Origin of the sequence: uncultured Pedobacter sp., assembly GCF_913776295.1 — a bacterium.
In the GTDB taxonomy this organism is placed as follows: domain Bacteria; phylum Bacteroidota; class Bacteroidia; order Sphingobacteriales; family Sphingobacteriaceae; genus Pedobacter.
The window spans coordinates 22,350-43,251 of the sequence record NZ_CAJYOJ010000025.1 but is presented as its reverse complement, the minus strand read 5'-3'; the positions used below and the strand labels follow the sequence as shown (position 1 = coordinate 43,251).

The following is a 20,902-nucleotide window of genomic DNA, read 5'->3' as shown; positions in this document are numbered from 1 at the left end:
AACAACGAGGCTGTATCAGCATTTTAGATTTATAGCTTGCAAAGAAATTCTATTTGGCGGTGTCGTCATGCTTAGCTGATCCGAAGGGCATCCTGTGATCTGGCAATGACTTACTTATGTGCCGTTAGATTGTTTTTAGGGTTTCCCTTTTCCCGGGAATGACAACCTTTCCGAATATTATTGCAGCAAGAATCGCCAAAAGCACTTCTGATACAGCCTCAGCTTCTGATAGAGGAACCAGTAAGGTTTATCTGCAAGAAAAAAATGAAAGGCAGGTTCCGGGAACTTTACTTCATTTTTTTTACTCATAAGTTTTATCGACCAAAAAAGAAATGGCGTTTTCAATTTCTGACCTTCCAGACGTACTTTTAAGGTCCAATCCACAAAAGGTACAGTCGTTTGTGGCGGCGTAAATGTCCAGATAGTAGATTCCCGAAATCAGTAATGCAATAATGGCCCTGTATCGTTTGGCATTTTCTTTAAAATGTGGGTCGGTAATGCCTTCAAATAATCGCGCTCCATTTTCCTCGCGATCGTTTGCCAGTTTTCTTAGCGATTTACGGTTCTCTATCAATCCCCAAAGCAGAATTTTTTGTATATTTTTATTCTTAAAAATATAATCAAATTGAGAGAGTAGCATGGTTTTCGAGAATTCTTTTCCCCCATCGTTTATCAAAGTCTCACCTGATTCATCTTTTACATTGCTCCAGAAATCCTGTGAACGGATATATTCATCAATCAAACCATCTTTTCCACCAAAATAATTATAGATCAATTTTTTGTCCAGGCCTGCAGTACGCGCAATATCATTAACCTTAAGGCCTGAGAAACCCTTGGTGTGAAGTATTTTTTCTACAGCAGCTAAAAATTTCTGTTTGCTTTTTTCTTTGTTTCTTAACGATTTCGCTTCTGTTTTCTTTTCCATATCATAAAAATAACCGTTTGGAAAATTACGCAATCATTTTAAATATTTTTATCACCAATTGGTGATATGTTGTATATTTGTCTGGTCGGGGAGATGCCTGAAATAATGACGAAGCTCCACGACACCCAAACTACATTAATCTGAGCAAACAATATGAAAAAGGAGACTTCCATTTCGGCAATACCTGTAGAAGAATTGTATAAAAAGAAAAAAAGTTTGCAGGGTGCACTGTTTGGACTTGGCCTGGTATTGCTTATTGCTACCGCTGTTATAATTTATCTGGCCTTTTCATCTAATATGCCCAAAGTACTGATGATCGTTCCATTCTGCAGTTCGCTAACACTTTTGCCAACTTTGATCAGCTTGTCTCAGATTAATACTGAACTTAAAAACAGAAACGCCAAATCGTAGCCAGCCATGTCAACAGATTGCCTGAATTGTGGGGCTCCGGTGATGCAGAATTACTGTGCTAACTGTGGGCAAAAGTCTACTACACATCGTTATTCTATTAAACACTTTGTCGAACATGACTTTATTCACGGGGTTTGGCATGTAGACAAAGGCATTTTATTTACCCTAAAAAGTCTGTTCACCCGGCCGGGGCACAGTGTCCGCGAATACATTCAGGGCAAAAGGGTTCCTTATTTTAGTTTTGTTACGCTCATCCTGCTCATTCTTACGGTATCAGGTCTCATAGCGCCCTATGCACATGGTAATATGTCCGATCTGATGCCTAAGGGGAGCAAAGCAATGATGAACGATCTCGAGAAATTCATTTCTCATTATCCTAAACTAATACTCATCATCACAATTCCCATTTATTCGTGCTTTAGTTTAATATGGTTTAGAAAAGCGAAGCTCAATTTTTCAGAACACCTGGTTTTAAACTCTTACCGTGTGATTGTGGAAATGATTATCGGTCTTCTTGTTTCGGTGTTGACCATATTCTATCATAATACCCAGGTGCTGTTATTTCTATACTTCGGTGTATTAAGCTTTTTCGGTCTTTTCTATAGCATTTTGTTTTATTATCAGTTTTTTTCGGTCTTTAACTATAGTAAGGTAGCCTTGATTTTAAGAAGTATCCTCGTTCCCATATCATACAATTTACTAGCGCTTATACTGGGGATTGCTTTCGCTGTCATTGCAAAACGTTGATTTTAATAGGCCAACACCGTTTAAACCAGGAAGTTTATATTTCATTGCTAACAGAATCAGTGCTAAAGCCAATTTTTTTAGGTCCGGATCTGGTTGCTGCCTGGTATAAAAGAAATGTGATTATGTAGGCAAACTTGCATAACCAGGTTTTGCAGGCAGATAAAAATGTGGTGGTTATTGTGGGAATGGGGCAGGCTGCTGTGATGGAAGATTTGATTAAAAATTGATCCCTGTTTTAATTTAACAAAGATTAATGAGACCCTATAGATACATATTTCTTTAACAGAAAGGAAAATCTGTCCTTTTTCTTTAGTTGGATACTGCTTTTAAAATGGAAAGATTTATCCGGAAGATTACTTTATTCAGAATGACTGTAAGGTCTGTTTTCTGATGAAATTTGAACAAGATAGCTTGATCTTAGAATCAAGGTCAAAATCTCTTTTTTCGGAATATATTTTGCTAACTTAAAAATTATGATTCATGTTAGCCCCGAAGCAAAACAACAAGCCTTAGTATTACTCGCAAATGATCAGAAAGTAGCAGCTGTTAAGATAATCAAAGATCATAGTGGTTGTGGTTTAAAAGATGCCAAAGATTATGTTGATAGCTTAGAGGGAGGGATACAGGAACCGATAGCCAATCTCCCCAATCTGGATGCAGAGCTGTTGGCTATCTTGAGGAATGGCAATAAATTAAATGCTATCAAACATTATAAAGATGCCACAGGTTTGGGTTTGGCGGAAAGTAAAGACTATGTTGAAAAGTTGCTCCGGTATAAGGTTACCGGCAATGTAGTGCGGCAAAGCAGGGATACGGAAATCAAAGATCTCGTTGCTGACCACGTAGCGGCTAACCAAAATCCCATTCGAAAATTTTTGATAAAACTATTGCTTATTGTTCTGGCTGCAGCAGCTTTAACCTGTATTATGTTTAACATTTAGTAAAAAGTGATGCAATATTTCTGATAGAATTAAAATGCGTGAACTAAAATTATTAATTTGATTTCACACACAAATAAATCTTAAGAATATGAAAATCACATTGGATTCCAAATCCCTTTTATTGGGATTTTTAGGCGCTGGCATCATGTTTACCGCCATCAGTTTTAAAAATAGCCAGGATCAAACAGGCGGAAGGTACCGCACTGAAGTAAATGCCACCAACATGGTAGTGATCCTTGATAGTGAGACAGGGAATTACATCATTGCGCCAGAGATGAAGGATTTTGGTAAGGTGCAATGGATCAAGGGTGAATTTTACAAGACTTTTAATATTGCAATAGATAATGCAAAGGAATCGAAATAAAACATAACTGGTGTTTTTACAGGGTATGTGGGCTTACTGAACAATTATTCTGATGCAACGGAGGATCTTTAGACGATCAGCAGTCGCCTGACAAAAGATTCTTCATTGCATTCAGAATGACAGCAGAAGTCTGGAACTTACAAAAACGATGTGTATACGGAATGCTAACCTAACCTCCTGCCGGTATTGATTACATTAACGCCATTAAAACGGGTGGTAGGGCTACCATGCGAAACTGCGCTTACCTGCCCTGGCTGACCTTTGCCATCCGAAAATGTCCCGCCCAGGCGGTAATCATTTCTGTCGCAGCGTTGCACGCATGAATTCCAGAATTCCTGGGTATTGGCTTGATAGGCGGCATCTTTTAGCATGCCAAAAATCTTTCCTTCTTTAATTTCGTACGCCAACTGCGCGCTGAACTGGAAGTTATAACGCTGTTGATCGATAGAATAAGAATTCCGGCCGAACATATAGATGCCTTTCTCTACCTTTTTAACCATTTCGGCAGCGCTTAAAGCCTGATCTCCAGGCATCAACGAAACATTTGGCATCCGCTGAAACTGAAGGCTGTCCCAGCTGTCGGCATAACAACAGCCCTGCGATGCTGCCAAGCCTAAAATATGTGCCTGATCGCGGATGGTTTGATAATTTACCAGAATCCCATCTTTAATAATATCCCATTTACCACATTTTACGCCTTCATCGTCATAACCCACCGCACCTAAGGAACCTGGTTCCAGTTTGTCGCCGATAATATTTACTTCTTTGCTGCCAAAGTTGAATTTTTTGGATTCCCATTTATCCAATGTCAGGAAACTGGTTCCGGCATAATTGGCTTCGTAGCCCAAAACCCGGTCGAGTTCGGTGGGATGGCCGACAGATTCATGTATGGTTAAAAATAGATGTGACGGATCTAGAACAAGATCGTATTTGCCCGGTGCTACGGGTTTCGCCTTTAATTTTTCGTCAACATGTACTGCAGCTTCACGCACATCTTCAAGGATATCGTAGCGTTTTTTGTACATCGTAACCGGTCCGCCTTTTATTTTTTCTTCATCTTTCGGTTGCAGATATTCAAAGCCCATTCCCATGGGTGCGCTTAAGGCATTTCTGGTTTCAAATTTTCCGCTTGCCGAATCCGTTTTGGTTAGGGTAAAGGTTGGCCATATCCTGTGAATATCCTGATCAATATACGATCCGTCAGTAGAGGCAAAATATTTTTGTTCATTGACCATGAAGAGATTGGAACTGATATATTTAGCGCCACCTTTCATGGCCTCGCTATTTACATTTAAGAGGAGATCAACTTTGTCGGCAATGGGCACTTCAAAGGCATTGATTTCAATGGGTGTTTTCCAGCTTACCTCGCCAAAACCCTTTTGCGCGGCTAGTCTTACAGGTTCTTCCATTAATCTGGCATTTCCTTTAGCTATGGCCACAGCAGCTTCAGCAGCCTTGGCAATGCTGCTGTCGTCCATGTTGTTTGTTGCGGCAAAACCCCAGCTTCCATTGGCAATCACACGTACACCTAAACCGTATGATTCAGAATTGGAAATGTTTTCTACCCGTGTTTCTCTGGTGGCTACAACCTGGTTCAAATACCTTCCTATACGAACATCAGCATAAGTGGCACCTTTGCTTTTTGCTGCATTGAGTGCAATTTCAGCCATTTTTTTCTTTAAGGCAACATCAACAGGCGTTAAAGACTCTTCAACAGAAATTATTTTGCCAAAAGCAGGAATGTTAGGCAGCACCCTGGCGCCAAGACCAACACCGGTCATGTATAGGAAATCTCTTCTTCTCAATTTTTAGTTGTTTTAAATTCTTAAGTTGGTCATCATTCCCAACTTGATTGGGAATCGTAATGCAATAGCTTTAGGATTCCCGCCTGCGCGGGAATGACGAATCGCTTATGTCTGTACTTCAGTCTAGATGACGATATGTAGGCTGGAGCTAGTTAAACCGCGTCTGATAATGAAGTGAATGTAAAATCCCTGATTTTCATTGGCGGTATCAATCCGCTTCCTGTTCTTACCGGTTTACCCAAAGCTTCCACGTTGTTAAGCATGATTACCGGGCTTTCGTTAAACCTGAAATTTTTGATCGGGAATTTAATTTCACCGTTTTCGATATAAAAAGTACCATCCCGTGTTAATCCGGTAAGTAATAAGGTTTGCGGATCAACCGAACGGATATACCAGAAACGGGTGACCAAAATGCCTTTTTCTGTGCTCTTAATGAGGTCTTCCAACGATTGGTTGCCACCTTCAATAATCATGCTGCGGCTAAAAGGAAGTGGTTGAACATTTTTTTGTGCGGCCCAATACCTTGAATAGGATAAGTTTTTCACTACTCCTTTTTCCACCCATTGTGTTCTTTTTACCGGTAAACCTTCTCCTGTGAATGTGGATGATGGAATTTCAGCGTTCATCGGGTCAGAATAGATGTTTACATTTTCAGAGAACAGCTGCTCACCTAAACGTGTTCCACCGCCTTTTTTGCTCATAAAACTCCGGCCTTCATCCGCACTGCGGGCATCAAATCCCCTGAACATATTGCCAATGATATCGCTGGCAGCCAGTGGCTCCAAAATAACAGTATACTTACCTGGCTCTATGGCTTTGGCCCCTGCCGAGCCATTGGCTTTGCTTGCCGCAATTTTACTGAGTGCCAGGGTGTCCATTTTGTCCAGATCATTAAAATCCTGCTCCACATAACCAGAACCTGTTCCCTGTTTGTTTCTCACCGTAACTGAAAAAGATACATTTGTCCCTTTATTATAAGCAAACAAACCTTTAGAATTCATAATGGCATTAAAACGCGTAGCATTTTCGAGGAAACCAGCGGCATCCAGATTTGCAGCTTTAGACACGCTCAAACTCTTAGCCACCATTTCCGCCCGGGTATCAGGTGTAATAGCAGCTGTTTTATCATTATAGGTATTCGATTCTGCAAAGGTTTGCGGACCCAGGGGTGGCATAAATTCGGGATTCTCTGGCGCCAGCATGGCCAGCTCTTCTGCTCTCTTTACTACTTTTTGCAAAGAGGCATCATCAAATTCATTTATAGAGGCAGAACCGGTCTTCTTGCCAAAGGTGGAGCTTACGCCTAAGCTCATTGTGCTGATTTGGCCTGCGGTAGAAACGGCATTACGGGCATAACGGATGTTGCCACCATCAGAGCCGTTTAAACTTACTTCACAAAAATCGGCTTTCGAATAACCGACTACTTTTTTTAATATCGCCTGGGCTTCTTCTTTACTTAATATGGCCATAATTATATTTTTCTTGCTGTATTGATAACATTGACTCCGTTAAACCTGGTGGTGGCACTGCCATGCGACACGGCACTGCTTTGAGAAGGCTGACCTTTTCCATCATTGAAAGAGCCGCCCAAACGGTAGTCGCTTTCATCGCAGATGGCATTGCAGGAGTTCCAGAACTCTTGTGTGTTAGCCTGGTAAGCTACATCATTTAGCATGCCTACAATCTTACCTTGCTTAATTTCATAGAAAATTTGTCCGCCGAACTGGAAATTGTAACGTTGCTGATCAATAGAGAAACTTCCGTCGCCGATGATGTAAATGCCTTTTTCAACGTTTTTGATCATCTCATCCACAATTAGTTTTTCTTTGCCCGGCTGTAGTGAAACATTTGGCATGCGCTGAAACTGAACATCATCCCAGCCTTGTGAGTAACAGCAGCCGTTCGATTCGGTTAAACCGATAATATGTGCCTGATCGCGGATGGCCTGGTAACTGACCAAAATACCGTCTTTGATCAGATTCCATTTTTTGCATTTTACACCCTCATCATCATATCCTACAGCACCTAACGATCCAACCTGCGTTTTATCGGCCACAATGTTTACTTTATCGCTGCCAAATTTGAATTTTTTCGATTCCCATTTATCCAATGTCAGGAAACTCGTTCCGGCATAATTGGCTTCATAACCTAAAACGCGGTCTAACTCTGTTGGGTGGCCAACCGATTCATGAATGGTTAACCATAGGTGCGAAGGATCTAAAACGAGGTCGTATTTGCCTGGTTCAACGGATTTTGCTTTTACTTTTTCTGTAGCTACACGGGCTGCTTCCTTTACATCTTCGAGCATATCGTAACGACCTTTATAGCGCGTAACGATACCGGTAACTTTATCTTCAGGTCGGGCGTGCATATATTCGTAACCCATACCAGAAGGAGCACTCAACGCATTACGGGTTTTAAATTTACCCGATTCACGGTCAACCTTGGTAACGTTAAAAGTAGGGTAAATGCGATGAACATCCTGATCGATGTAAGAACCATCGGTTGAGGCGAAGTATTTTTGCTCATTCACCGCGAAAATAACGGAATTCACAAAATTGGCGCCATTTTGCATGGCCGCATCGTTCACATTTAAAAGCAGGTCTACTTTTTCCTTTACCGGAACTTCGAAGGCATTAATTTCGATGGGAGTTTTCCAGCTTACTTCTCCATAACCTTTTTGGGGTGCCAGTTGAACCGGTTCACCCTGTATTTTGGCATTGGCTTTTGCAACTGCAACTGCTTGTTCGGCTGCTTTGGCAATGGCATCTTTGGTTACATTGTTTGTAGCGGCAAATCCCCAGCAACCATTAACCAACACACGGATGCCCACACCATACGATTCGGTATTGGCTACACCTTGGACCCGTTTTTCGCGGGTGGCCACAAATTGGTTCAGGTAACGCCCGATGCGGATATCAGCATAACTTGCGCCTTTTGATTTCGCTGCATTTAGTGCAACATCGGCCAGTTCCTTTTTAATTTTTACATCTACACCTTCTAGCGCCTGTAAGGGGGCTATTGGAGTTCCGAATGCAGAAAGGTCGGGCAGAAGCAGGGCACCCATACCCATTCCGGATAGGTAGAGAAAGTCTTTTCTTTTCAATTGGTTGAGTTTAGTTAGTTTACGTTTTCAATATAGCCAATTATGCAGCTAAAAATGGAAATTTGATTATAACATTTTAGTTTCAAAGGGAAATAAGAGATGTTTTTTTCTGTTTAGGTGTTTTTAATGTAGCTCATTTCGTTATTTCGACTGAAATTACTGGGTTTTTCATCAGTTGTGTAATGGATAAGGCTATAATAAAATCTTTCCCCGCCTGTACGGGCAGGCCTGTCCGCACAGGCGGTTTTTCGCCCGCGCTCGCTTCCAAACGAGCGCAGAAATAGTTTTGCGGTTATATCGTTATAAACGATGAATTATTAAACGCTCGTTAAAAACGAGCGTGAGCAGCATATATTTGTTGTCACTCTGTGCGCAGCGAGGAATCTTTTATTAATGTAACTTATAATGCGCATCATTAATTTTTCTTGATTGCTTGTTTTAATGAATTCAAAAATAGCTATACGATGCCATTGTGATAAACGTCGTACTATTAAACACTCGTTAAAAAACGAGCGTGGGCAGCATGACAGCTAAACAAATTCTTAACCAGCCAAAATCCTTCCCTCATACCATAAAAAGCTCGCAGCCAATAAAAATCCGATAAAAAACCACCACTTCGAAACCTCTTCTTCTAAAACGTCGTTGGTTACTTCGCTTTTAGTTTCTGTCGTACTGCGGTTTTTTACAAACTGATTTGTTTCATCCAGCTTTTGCTGGTTTTTGAGTGCTTGCCAATCGGTTTTTTTATAAATGTATATTGGTTCGATGATTTGATTCACTTGCAAATTCGTCCAACCTGGCTTTTGCGGCCAGTAAAAAGCATCCCATTGAAAAGGAAGTACCATATTTTGCCGTGGACTAAGTAAAATACTATCCATTTTTAATGTTGGTATTCGATCTGATACATCCAAATCTGTAACAATCCGCAATTTTTGATTGATCACGGGGAATTGCGGAATAACATTTACGGTGAGCATATCATTCCTTTTTCTTGCTGCATTGGCTAAAAGCTTAGACCAAAAGGTGGCATAATCAGTTTTTTGCCCTGATAGTAACCAATGGTATGTAGCAGAAAGGGTAGAAACCAACACTTTACCATAACCGTTAATGGAGCTACTGACCACTATTTTTCCATTGGGCTCCATCATAAGAGGCTGATCATTTGGATCAGACTTTAAAAATAAAGCTTGTTCTATCGGCAATGGGTTAAATTTGAAACGATCTGCTGCAAATGTCAGATTTAGGGTCTTCCCTTTTAAGGCAGGGGATTCGAACCTGCTAAACCTGGCACTGAGTGTTGTTGAAGCTTTCAGGTCAGCCACCCTGATCAATAAACCCATTCCGCTTTGAACGGCAAGATCTATTGATGACTTTTCATCTGGACTGATAGCAGCTAATTCTTCTTCATCAATAACAAGCACATCGAATTTTTTTAACGATGAAGTATTGGTCCTGTTAAGATTGACGCTATCAAGATTCAGAAAGTCGAAAGCATATTTGTTTTTACTGATCCGGCTTCTGAAAGCCAATGGATATTGGTTTTCAGAAAGCCAGTTTTTTAAAAATTTATATTCAAAATCTGGAAACGAGGCCAGTAATAATAGCCTCATCGGTGCTTCGTCAACAACTTCTACAGGCACTGGTTCTTTTGCCAGTGTATCGTTTTTCTGCAGACTAACGAATTCGTAAACAGCATTTCCCGTTTGTTTTGGGGTCGTTTTAAAGGAAAAGGTTTTCTTCGATTTTGCTCCAATAACGATTGAATCTACGGTTTTGCCCAGGCCTTTAAGCAAAAGTTTAACGGTTTCGCTTCCTGAATTCTGGTAAGTGCCCTGAACCTGCCATAATTCGGAGGTTTTTAATTTGCCTGGCCAATTGGCCGCGATTATCCCGGTGGGATTAGCCGAGGGGTGGAAGGTGATCCGATACCCTTCGAGTTGTGCCAATTCAGCTGCATTTAATCCGTAGCCGTAAATGCTCAGTTTCCTGATATTTGGATTTGATTTTAAGAAATAGGAGAGATCAGGAATGTTTATTGTTTTCGTATTTTTTATGTTCGAGGGAGATAATGCATATTTTTTTCCTTTCAGGCCGCTAATCGAATCCGGATGAGTGCCAGCGGTGATTAGAATAACCTCATCTGCACTTTGTGGCACATGCGTTTCGTATCTGATTGGTACCATTAAAAGTACAAAACAGCTTACTGCAATAATACTGGCAAGAATACGCCAGATCAATCTTGCTTTATTTAGCCTACGTAGCTCTTTATAAATCAGAAAAGCCAACAGAATCAAGCCTGCCAACATAGCGATATATTTAAATTCCATAGCTATCTGTCGGTTTTATTTAGGTTTTTAAAATAGTTTTGATACAAAGCCGAGGCCGGGGCAGCATGCTGCATCAGCGGTTTTGGGATTTCGGTACTGATCATTTTTTGTATGGCTTGTTGAACCTGATCTATATCGCTGATTATCGGATTTTTGTTTGTGCTCAATTTCCTTAAACTGCTAAGTGCATTCAGATAAGTAGCGGGATGATCGGCAGCGGCACCAATCATGTATTTTTCCGTTTGGTTGAGTATGAACTGATCTTGCGCTGTAAATTTTTTGCCTGTCTTCCTGTTTTCTAATCGTGCTAATGCTATTTTAAGTGTGGCTATTCTCTTTTCTTTTTGCTCAAAAGACATTTTTTGTACCGGCTGGGTAATTTTATCCAGCTCACCACTTAAACGTTTTTCAGGTTTTAGGGCTGCCGTTTTCACCGTCGTTTTAGCTACATAGGCACGCGATTTCTGTTGCAGATCTTTCAGTAACCGGAGTGCTTTATATTCATAAGGCAAAGCTTCCTGTGGTTTATAAGTTCGCAAACGTAGTTCAGCATTCCACATTTCGGTTAAAACCGCTTTTAACTGTGCTTTTATTTCAGGCTCGAAAAAGGTAGCGTCTTCCGCAATATCATGTTTATGAGCGTATTTGTCCATAATGTTGGTCACATCACCAAACTTTTCATCCTCAACCTTATGGGCCGCATGTTCGTCGTGGTCATCATGATCGCCACCAATTTCAGTTTCGTTCTCTTCGCTCAAAAACTGTCCGTAACGTAAGCGCAATAGCTTCTGGTCAATACCAATGTCGTTACTTCTGTTTTTAAAGGTTTGTACGGGTATGGATGATTGTTCTTTTAATAATTTTTCGGTATCGATAATGATCTGCCTTTCACTTCTGAAATATTCCGGAACCAGATTAACACCATTGGTCATTCCGGCTAAACTCATTAATTCAGCAGTATCTGCAATGGAAACGAAATACACATCCGAACGGCTTGATTGGCCATGGTTGTCCATCGCTTTGATGAAAAAATAAAGTTCATCGCCGGGTTTCATGCCCAGGCTTTTTAAATCAATCAATTTCTCCAGGGAAATGCTCTTCCTGTTGCCAAAATTTTTATCAAATGATAGTTTTTTCTCAGTAAAGCTCACGCCCTCACCTTTGCCGCTGGCCATTGTAGCTGATATAAAAGCATCGTTAATGCCATAATCATCCGTTAGCAACACCTTCAGGTTAATCTTTTGTGGCTGGCCGATGTCAATAGTCGTGTGCTGTTTTGGCTGGGTAATTTTAATATTTACCGGCAGGTCTGGAATGACTTCCATCTGGTAGAGATCTGATTTTCTACCATCAAGATCCAGCTGGTAAAAACCAGATTTTTGGACGGTTTTGCCGAAAGTCCATTGTGTGTGTGCAGCGTTTAAAGCTTTTAAAGGCACAGTTTCACTATTGTTAAAAATAAGTTTCAATTTTCTAATACCGATATTCGTTTCTATGTTCCAGTTTATTCGGGCACCTGTTTCTGCAGTAATGGTAAACTGTTTTTGCTTACGCCCGGCTTTTTGAGTGTAGGCTGGCGGAATGATGGTCACATTGAAAGCGGAAATCTCTGCCGGGATGTTTTCTTTGATCGGTTGCGTTTGATCTGCCTTTTCGCGGTCTTTTAAAAAAACACTTTTGCGCAAGGGTATCTGAGTAACACCAAAACTGAGCAGTAGGCCTGCTAACAGGATTACTAAGCCTGAATATAATTTTTTGACAGGCTCTTTTGGCTGCGCCAGTGTAGTAATGATGTTTTCGATCTTGTTGCGCTGTAATTGTTGTAGCAGGGATAAATCAGCCTGATTTTGCAGTAGCAGATGGGCACTTTCTTCCAGCTCTGGATATCGGTTATTTATAAAACGCGAAATATCGTTCTCGTTGATTTTCCAAATGGGTTTTATGTATAAAAGGATGCCCAGCACTACAGGAAAAACCACTGCAAAAAGCCATGGAGAAAAATGTAGCAGGTAAATGCCAATAAAGGATAAAACCAAAGCGATGGCCAGGGCAATGGAAGCCATGCCAATCAGATAAAAGCTAATCCATTTTATCCTTAAGTTACGGATCCAATTTTTACCTTCCGTTTTTAACATCATCTGGTTTTTTTCTGAATGATAAAATCCGTTCAGTTACAAAAATCAATAAGGCAGCTGCCCAAAATAAAGGTTGAATTGGTACATTTTGGACGATTTTTGTTATGGGATTGGTTTTGTCGGTCTGAAACACATTATTTTGTCTGGCAGATACACGTCGCTGATCGGCAGGGCTGTTTTCAAAGCCAAAATCTGCCGTATTTTCAGGGCTGATTACCATTGGCATTAATGCTTTCACAAATAAACCATCCCAAACCAGCTCATTCCATGCCGGATTGAAGCGGCTGTAAAAGTGGAAAATACGTAACCCATCAGCTTTTTCTTTGGTCAATATGGCATTCCCGAAACCATCGCTCCATATTTTTTTGGTGTTATTGGCTGAGGCAATTCTTTTACTCAATTTAACATGGCGACCGTCCAGGTTGATAAATGAAGGCTCGTCAATTACTTTCCCGTTTTTATATTGCAACAGGATTCCATTTGTGGTGATAGAAGATTTGAATTTGGCGGTCGCTGCATCACCTGATAGCCAAAAACCAATATCAGCTTTTGCAGCGGGTGAATTGATCATGATTTTCCGGTTGGTGAAACTACCGATTGCTTTTAAGGCAGCAATAAGATATTTGCCATCTGCAGTTCCCGGAGCCTGATGTAAGGCAACATTTATCGGTTTTAAATCTCCTGAATTTAAATTTCGGTAAGTAGTACTGGATGGGCTTGATTTCGCTTCATATTTTTCTTCTGCATATCCGGTAATCCAGCTGCTTAAGCTATCGGTTTGATTTAAAGGGACCCAATTCAATTTGTAATTAAGGACCGGTAGTTCGTTGCCAAAATAGGTTAAGCGCCGATTGGCAAATAAATAAACATTCGCCCTTGCCGGAACGAACTGATCAGCTGCATGGAGTAAGGCAGTAAAGCTGAGGTTAGTTGCTGGTTTTGTTTGATCATCAGCCGTATCTTTTAAAGTTAAAGTCTTAAAGCCCACATTAAAATCATGGATTTCGTATCCCTTTTTTAGCAGTGAATCGATCGTTTTTTTATTTGACTCGAAAACCTGTTTAAAAGTAGCCCTATCGAGCAAAACCCAGCCGGTTCTCTTTTCGGCCATGGCTATTTTTTTTAAATATGGCTTTGCCATAAGAAATGCCAATAGTGCCAAAAGCAAACAGCGAAGTAGCAACAATAACCAGTCGTTAATTTTAAAGCTTCTAGCGCTTGCTCTCGAACTTTCACCAAGCAGTGCAATGCTGCCAATTTTAATGGTTTTGCCCTGTTTAACATTCCACAGGTGAATAATGAACGGAACAATTAATCCGGCCAGTGCCAATAAACCTATGGGATATAAAAAATGCACGGGTTAAATTCTAAGTTTACTTCTTTGTTTTAAAAAATCTCTTAAAGCCTCATCTAAAGGTTCATCGCTACAAATGGTCCGGTAAGAAATCCCTCTGTCGAGCATATTAACCCTCGTTTTCTTTAAATAAGCAGCGAATTTATTTTTATAATCGGCCCTTGCTTTTTTCTGGTCAATCTGGATCGTTTCGCCCGTTTCTAAGTCTTCAAAGGTGTTGTAACCTTTAAAATCGAGATCAAATTCATTTCTCGATAACACATGAAAAACCACAATCTCATGCCTTAACGAATTTAGCGTGTCCAGTAATTTGAAAATCTCATCGTCTTTTTGATAAAGGTCAGTCAGGAAAATGAGCAATTCGCGTTTTTGGGTACCGGCAAATAATTCTTTATAATGTACAGGTTGGGTAAAAGTTCCATCAGGAACGATCTGTTCCAATTGATAAAATAACCTGGCCAAATGCTGATAATCCTGCCTGGCTGTCATAGAAAAGATGCCACTATTCTTGAGTACATACAGTCCAATCGCATCCCCCTGTAAATTGGCCAGGTAAGCTAATGACGCACCGAGATAGCGGGCATAATCTATTTTTTTGAAATCGCCGTCGCTATGGTTCATCGATGCACTGGCATCTATCAGAATACGCACGGAAATATTGGTTTCCACTTCCGATTCACGAATATAATAGCGATCTGAACGGGCAAACATTTTCCAATCGAGTGAGCGCAGATCGTCGCCGGGTTGGTAACTTCTGTATTGACTAAACTCTAACCCCGCACCTTTTAGGGTACTTTTATTAATACCATTCATAAACCCATCAATCGTCATTTTAGCCGATAAGGAGAGGTCTTTAATGGCCATTAATATTTTCGGATCGAGCAGCTTACTCATTCAATATTGACTTTTGGTTTCGAAATGCCTTTGATCAGTTCGTTGGTAACCTGATCTGATGATATATTTTCGGCCTCTGCCTTAAAGTTCATTAATATCCGGTGCCGCAATACCGGATAGGCCATAGCTTGTAAATCTTCGGTAATTACCGCGTATCTGCCTTTAAATAAAGCTCTTGCTTTCGCTGTTAAAATCAGGGCCTGCCCGGCCCGCGGACCTGCACCCCAGCGTACCCATTCTTTTACAAAATTTACCGTGGTGGTATCAGGCCGGCTGGCACGGATCATTTCGCTTACATAGGTAATGAGGTCGTCGCTGATGCTTACCTCGCGGGTGATGGCCTGGAGTTCCTGAATTTCCCCGGCACCGATAATCGGGTTGATGATAACTTTTTTACTGCCCGTAGTACTGCTTAAAATCTGGGTTTCTTCAGCAGCAGTAGGGTACCCGATTTTGATGTATAACAGAAAACGATCCAGCTGCGCCTCGGGCAGCGGGTAGGTTCCGGCCTGTTCAATAGGGTTTTGGGTAGCGAGGATAAAAAACGGACGGTCTAAAGGATAAGTTTGCCCGCCATAGGTTATTTCAAATTCCTGCATGGCCTCTAACAAAGCCGATTGTGTTTTTGGGGGAGTCCTGTTCACCTCATCAGCCAGAATAATATTGGCAAATAATGGTCCTTTATTAAATTTAAAGAAGCGTTTTCCGGTCACATGATCTTCTTCCAGTATTTCAGTACCTACAATATCGGTAGGCATTAAATCGGGCGTAAACTGGATTCTTCTGAAAGAAAGATCTAATGCCTCAGATAGGGTTCTTACCATTAATGTTTTGGCTAAACCAGGTACTCCTTCCAACAGGCAGTGCCCACCAGCCATCAATGCAATCAGCATTTCTTCGATAATTACATCCTGACCAACAATTACCTTCTGTATTTCGCTTTTTAACAGGGAGATCTTACCGATCAATATTTTTAGGTTGTTTTCTGAACGCTCCAAAATGGTTGACTTTTTACGTATAATGATATGGAGCTTCAATATAGCGCATATTGACAGATAGTTTTAGTCATAAAAGAAGAATATCAAAAAATTTACAAGATAATTTGGTTAAAAAGTACGAATAATAAAAAATGAAGGTAATTTTAGACTGTGCAACGAGCTAAATTCACATTTGCGAGGATAAAATATAATTCAGGCGACTGGGATACCGACCAGCGCATGCCCTCTAATCTGTTAAATTCTTTGTTGGAATATACTACCATTCCGTTAGATGAAGAAGAGAAAATTGTAGAATTAAGCAGCCGCGATTTATTTAAATATCCTTTTTGTTATTTAAGCGGACATAAACTGGTTCAGTTTACGCAGCAGGAAGCTGTGAATTTTAAAACCTATGTACATAATGGGGGTTTCGTTTTTGTTGATGATTGCAATCACGATATTGACGGTTTGTTTGCCCGATCTTTCGAAACCCAGATGAGTAACCTTTTTGGCCCTCAGGCGTTAAAGAAAATTCCCAATAACCACGGGATTTACAGCGCATTTTTTAAGTTTGAGAAGGGGCCACCTACCACTTCTTTCGAACTGAACGGCTGGGGCGATGATCTGGTGCACGATTATCTGAAAGCCATTACCGTTAACAACAGGATAGGGGTATTGTACAGCAATAAAGATTATGGTTGCGAATGGGATTACGATTTCAGGAACAAACGCTTTTTAGCCGAAGACAATACAAAATTCGGGGTAAATATTATCCTGTATGCCATGGGTGTTAACAGTTAGCTACAGTTTTCAGTGAGTAATTTTCAGTTAATTAGTCTCAGTGCTGTCAGATTTACCATCTGCCAGGCTTTAATCTTTTGCTTGATGAGTTTCAACAGCCTTGAATTGTGATAGCTATCGCAACGTTTTCAAAAAATCCAGTCCTGCACACATCGTTCAACGTTTTATCATCAAGATATCTTTAAAAGCCACATATAACGTTTCATTATCGCTAAATTTTATATTTTTGGGTGATTATAATTAATCCGATATGTTTATGAAGATGCTTTTTAGGGCTTGCGCGCTCTCTGTTTTAATCTGTTCTGCTATTGTGGCAAGTGCGCAAACAGTTACTTTAGATTATTTCTTCAATCGCGAAACCCATAAAGATAAACAGGGTAAAGACGTTCGTTTTCATTATCTGTGGGGTGAGCGCGCAATGAGCGGTTTTTCAATTTTAGGTAGTGTATTTAAAAAAGAAGGATTTAAATTGGATTCTCTTGAAACAGCCCCAACATTGGCCAATTTAAAGGAAAGTGATGTCTATTTAATTGTAGATCCAGATCGTTTGAAAGAAAACCCGAAGCCGAATTACATCGAGGCTAGCCATGTTGCTGCAATTTCTGATTGGGTAAAGCAGGGTGGCGTATTGGTAATGTTTGCTAACGATAGCGCTAATGTAGAATTGCTGCACTTCAATAAACTGGCCAATGTATTTGGCATGCACTTTACCAATGATCTTCAAAATTATGTGATTGATGACAATCATTTTGAAGACGGAGCTATTTCTATCAAAAATAATCCTGTGTTTAAAACCGCGCAAAAAATATTTATGAAAGATGTTTGCGCCATTGAAACCAAAGGCGCTACCAAACCAGTATTAAAAAATAATGCCGGCGCAACAGTTATCGCCCATGCTCAATATGGCAAAGGTAATGTAGTTTCCATTGCCGACCCCTGGTTATACGATGAATATGTTAATGGCCGTTTGCCAAAAGAAATGGGCTTTGAAAACGATAAAGCAGCTGTCGATCTGGTAAAATGGTTAAAAAAACTTGCCCGTAAATAATTTAAAGTTTATCCAGCTTAAAATAACCTAACTGTATTTCATCTTCGGGTAAATCGCCTGAGGATGGTTTTATTTGAATATGATATTTTTGTTTTGATTGATCACTCAAAATATCTTCAATCTTATAAATATCATCTACATCAATGCCATACTTTTCGTCAATATGAGAATTGGCACCTCTAATGGAATTGGTTTTAAAAAACACCGTTTTCTTCGCTTCCTGTATCGCTTTTGCCCTTTCATCGTGTACTGATAATACAATATGATGCTGTTCGTATAACTGATTACTTAAATAGCCGCCAAGGTTAATAAAGAATAATTTATGTAGAGAAGGTAGGGTATGCTCATCACGTAACCCGATTTTTATTTCATAATCATCAACTTTATTTACTTCCCGCCAACCGTCAATGTGCAGGCTGGTTCCCGCCTCAGGCCAGAATGCTTTAATCTCCGGAACAAGATCTTTTAGTGAAGGGGCTATGCCAAAGAAATAATCATGTTGCTCTACATTTCGTTTTGGGGCTTTTGAGCCCAATAAAATCATATATAATTTTAAATCGTTCATCAGTATATTAGTTCATTGATACCTTCCGGCGTTTATCATTCAATTTCGATCATTAATAAAAACTTACCTCTTTTAACAGCATTAAGCCAAATAGGTTCTTAGATTTTGGGATTTTCTTCGTTTTTTAAGCAGATAGACGTAGAGATCAATTTGCAGCGTGCAATGGGTCGAAGCATCTCATGCTCAATAGCATTTCGGAATTTTGATCCTAACTGATCCTTCGAGTTCGCTACCATTTACAGCATCCAATTTTATCTTATCTTCTGTTTTCTCATCGACCGAAATAAATGGCATATTTAGAAAATGAACGAATGTGGTTCTTGGCGGTAGGTAGTCCCGCCATTCGCTATAGCTCCGATAGAAAAAATCGGAGGCTGCCGCTGTTGTCGGGTTTAGGAACAAAGTTTATGCGCCCTGCCAGCACTAATATGAAATACTGTCGAAGTCACTTAGCCCTCCTGCCCGTTGCAGGCGGGGGCTGAAGTGTTACCCTGCAGCAACGAGGCACGAGGAAGCGAAGCGTAAAAGCGAAAGACGGGAGCAATCGCCTATGTTTTGCAAAAGCCCTGCGCTCCGGATAAAATTTAATCAAATATTGACGCCAAATAGAACAAGCCAATAGGCGGCGGTGGATCGGTACCGTTTTTGAAAATACCGCATTGGGAGGGGGAACTAGAACAAATATGTTGTTTAATTAATCATCTCATTTTAATTTTCCATCAATCCAAAACAATTTCCTTTTTTAAAGATTGTATCTGTTACAAATGGATACGAAAACAGCAAAAAAGAAAATTGCCATTATCGGTGGCGGCCCAAGTGGTTTGTTCATGTACAAAAGATTAATTGAATCTAAAAACCACAACTTTGAGATCGAGATATTCGAACGCAAAGACTATTTGGGGGCTGGCATGCCTTATAGTGCCGAAGGGGCAGATGTTGAGCATATTACGAATGTGTCTGACAATGAAATTCCGATTATATTCAACTCCATTGAAGATTGGGTGAAAATCGCGCCAAAAGAAATTTTAAAAAAGTTTGATATCGATGCAGATAGATTTAACGAGTACAAGGTATTACCCCGATTGTTTTTTGGTGAATACCTTTCCGCTCAGTTTAGTTTGTTAAAAGAAGTTGCAGAAAATAAAGGTATTAAAACCCATGTGCATTTAAACTGCACAGTGGATGATATTATCGATTCTCCTGCAGATCACCAGGTCGCGGTAAGCGTTCAAGGGCAGGAAAAAGCCTGTTTTGATCTGATCATCATCTGTACAGGTCATAATTGGCCAAAAAAATACGAAGGTAAAATCCCTGATTATTTTGATTCTCCCTATCCACCCAAAAAAGTAGCATTGGAGGTGAACCACGCCGTTGGCATTATGGGTTCATCATTAACTGCGATTGATGCCTTAAGAACCCTGGCCCGGAAAAACGGAAAGTTTACCGATAATGAAGATGGTACCTATTCTTACCAGACAGATAATAAGGGTTTTAAAATCGTGATGCACTCGCGCAGCGGCCTATTGCCGGCGGTGAGGTTTCATCTGGAAGATTCTCATTTAGGCAAAGAAGAAACACTGAGCAAAGCAGAAATCCAGCAAAGCATAAAAGAAAATGGAGGTTTTTTACCTTTAGATTTTGTATTTGAGAAGAATTTCAAAGAGATGTTCATTGAAAAAGATCCTGTTTTTTATAAAAAGATCAAAGATATGGACCTGGAAGAGTTTGTCGGCGCCATGATGGACTATCGTGAAAAAATGGAACCATTTGACCTTTTCAAAAAAGAATACGATGAAGCAGAAAAATCGATCGAGAAAAGGAAATCCATATATTGGAAAGAAGCGCTCGCCATTTTAAGCTTCGCAATGAACTATCCTGCAAAATACCTTTCTGCAGAGGATATGGAACGTTTGCAAAAAGTATTGATGCCACTCATCTCCATTGTAATTGCATTTGTGCCGCAAAGCTCGTGCAGGGAGCTTTTGGCCCTTCATGATGCAGGCGTATTAAGCATTGTTGCCGTTGGCGATGATGCCGAAGTAGAGCCCTTAAAAACTGGGGGTGCAGATTATCATTATAAGGTAAATGATAAAAAGGTCACCGTCCATTTTGATACCTTTATTGATTGTATTGGCCAGCCTCATCTTTCTTTTGACGACTTCCCTTTTAAAAGCTTAATAACCAATAGCACTATTAGTCCGGCGAAGCTAAAATTCAAATCTGCCGAAATAGGGGAGAAGGAAATGAAGCGCAATGATTTGGTAATCAAAAATGGCGAGGATTATTTCTTAACCGTTCCCGGTATTACCATCAACGATCATTTTCAGGTGGTTGATGAAGCTGGCCATGCGAATGAAAGAATCTACATCATGGCCGTTCCGTACATAGGAGGTTATAATCCGGATTATTCCGGCATCGATTTCTGTGAAGCAGCATCAGGAGCGGTGTTGGACCGTATTTTGAGCTAAAAATTCCAGTTATTTTCACTTAAAGAGTATAGAT

General features: G+C 40.3%; 17 protein-coding genes. 7 read left to right on the top strand and 10 right to left on the bottom strand.

Annotation, left to right across the window (positions count from 1 at the left end; genetic code table 11):
* Positions 1 to 301 precede the first annotated feature (301 nt).
* A complete protein-coding gene (locus QZ738_RS05005; RefSeq protein ID WP_293785262.1) occupies positions 302 to 925 on the bottom strand; it encodes a TetR/AcrR family transcriptional regulator in 624 nt (207 codons plus the stop codon).
* A gap of 153 nt (positions 926 to 1,078) precedes the next feature.
* Between QZ738_RS05005 and QZ738_RS05000 the strand changes: the two genes are divergently transcribed.
* From QZ738_RS05000 to QZ738_RS04985, 4 genes are all read left to right on the top strand, one after another.
* Positions 1,079 to 1,336, top strand: a complete 258-nt coding sequence (locus QZ738_RS05000; RefSeq protein WP_293785260.1) for a hypothetical protein — start codon at positions 1,079 to 1,081, stop codon at positions 1,334 to 1,336.
* 6 nt (positions 1,337 to 1,342) lie between these two features.
* Entirely contained in the window at positions 1,343 to 2,083 is a 741-nt protein-coding gene (locus QZ738_RS04995; RefSeq protein ID WP_293785259.1) for a DUF3667 domain-containing protein, read from the top strand.
* Between the two features lie 473 nt (positions 2,084 to 2,556).
* Positions 2,557 to 3,024: a ribosomal protein L7/L12 gene (locus QZ738_RS04990; protein ID WP_293785258.1), complete on the top strand. Its 468-nt coding sequence runs from the start codon at positions 2,557 to 2,559 to the stop codon at positions 3,022 to 3,024.
* 88 nt (positions 3,025 to 3,112) lie between these two features.
* Entirely contained in the window at positions 3,113 to 3,388 is a 276-nt protein-coding gene (locus QZ738_RS04985; RefSeq protein WP_293785257.1) for a hypothetical protein, read from the top strand.
* Positions 3,389 to 3,552: 164 nt separating this feature from the next.
* Here the strand turns inward: QZ738_RS04985 and QZ738_RS04980 are convergent, their stop codons facing one another.
* From QZ738_RS04980 to QZ738_RS04945, 8 genes are all read right to left on the bottom strand, one after another.
* Positions 3,553 to 5,193, bottom strand: coding sequence for a TldD/PmbA family protein (locus tag QZ738_RS04980; RefSeq protein ID WP_293785255.1), 1,641 nt, complete (start codon positions 5,191 to 5,193; stop codon positions 3,553 to 3,555).
* Positions 5,194 to 5,345: 152 nt separating this feature from the next.
* On the bottom strand, positions 5,346 to 6,662 hold the full coding sequence (locus QZ738_RS04975; RefSeq protein WP_293785253.1) for a TldD/PmbA family protein: 1,317 nt from the start codon (positions 6,660 to 6,662) through the stop codon (positions 5,346 to 5,348).
* Between the two features lie 2 nt (positions 6,663 to 6,664).
* Positions 6,665 to 8,299 carry a TldD/PmbA family protein gene (locus QZ738_RS04970; protein ID WP_293785251.1) on the bottom strand — a complete coding sequence of 545 codons (1,635 nt, stop codon included), beginning with the start codon at positions 8,297 to 8,299 and terminating at the stop codon, positions 6,665 to 6,667.
* Positions 8,300 to 8,841: 542 nt separating this feature from the next.
* A complete protein-coding gene (locus tag QZ738_RS04965) occupies positions 8,842 to 10,626 on the bottom strand; it encodes a hypothetical protein (RefSeq protein ID WP_293785249.1) in 1,785 nt (594 codons plus the stop codon).
* 2 nt (positions 10,627 to 10,628) lie between these two features.
* Complete coding sequence (locus tag QZ738_RS04960) at positions 10,629 to 12,764, bottom strand: DUF4175 family protein (protein ID WP_293785247.1); 2,136 nt, start codon at positions 12,762 to 12,764, stop codon at positions 10,629 to 10,631.
* Complete coding sequence (locus tag QZ738_RS04955) at positions 12,742 to 14,118, bottom strand: BatA domain-containing protein (protein WP_293785245.1); 1,377 nt, start codon at positions 14,116 to 14,118, stop codon at positions 12,742 to 12,744. The genes QZ738_RS04960 and QZ738_RS04955 overlap by 23 nt, the downstream gene beginning before the upstream one ends.
* Positions 14,119 to 14,121: 3 nt before the next feature.
* Positions 14,122 to 15,009, bottom strand: coding sequence for a DUF58 domain-containing protein (locus tag QZ738_RS04950; protein WP_293785243.1), 888 nt, complete (start codon positions 15,007 to 15,009; stop codon positions 14,122 to 14,124).
* A complete protein-coding gene (locus QZ738_RS04945; RefSeq protein WP_367268563.1) occupies positions 15,006 to 16,046 on the bottom strand; it encodes an AAA family ATPase in 1,041 nt (346 codons plus the stop codon). Before QZ738_RS04945 ends, QZ738_RS04950 begins: the two co-directional genes overlap by 4 nt.
* 111 nt (positions 16,047 to 16,157) lie before the next feature.
* Between QZ738_RS04945 and QZ738_RS04940 the strand changes: the two genes are divergently transcribed.
* Both QZ738_RS04940 and QZ738_RS04935 read left to right on the top strand, forming a co-directional pair.
* A complete protein-coding gene (locus QZ738_RS04940; RefSeq protein WP_293785241.1) occupies positions 16,158 to 16,787 on the top strand; it encodes a DUF4159 domain-containing protein in 630 nt (209 codons plus the stop codon).
* A 256-nt stretch (positions 16,788 to 17,043) separates the two neighbouring features.
* Positions 17,044 to 17,835 (top strand): DUF4350 domain-containing protein, encoded by a 792-nt coding sequence (locus QZ738_RS04935; protein ID WP_293785239.1) that lies wholly within the window; start codon positions 17,044 to 17,046, stop codon positions 17,833 to 17,835.
* Position 17,836: 1 nt separating this feature from the next.
* Here QZ738_RS04935 and QZ738_RS04930 read toward each other — a convergent pair whose 3' ends face one another.
* Positions 17,837 to 18,400 carry a DUF1543 domain-containing protein gene (locus tag QZ738_RS04930; protein WP_293785237.1) on the bottom strand — a complete coding sequence of 188 codons (564 nt, stop codon included), beginning with the start codon at positions 18,398 to 18,400 and terminating at the stop codon, positions 17,837 to 17,839.
* Between the two features lie 764 nt (positions 18,401 to 19,164).
* Here QZ738_RS04930 and QZ738_RS04925 point away from each other — a divergent pair.
* Positions 19,165 to 20,868, top strand: coding sequence for an FAD/NAD(P)-binding protein (locus QZ738_RS04925; RefSeq protein WP_293785235.1), 1,704 nt, complete (start codon positions 19,165 to 19,167; stop codon positions 20,866 to 20,868).
* Positions 20,869 to 20,902: the final 34 nt, after the last annotated feature.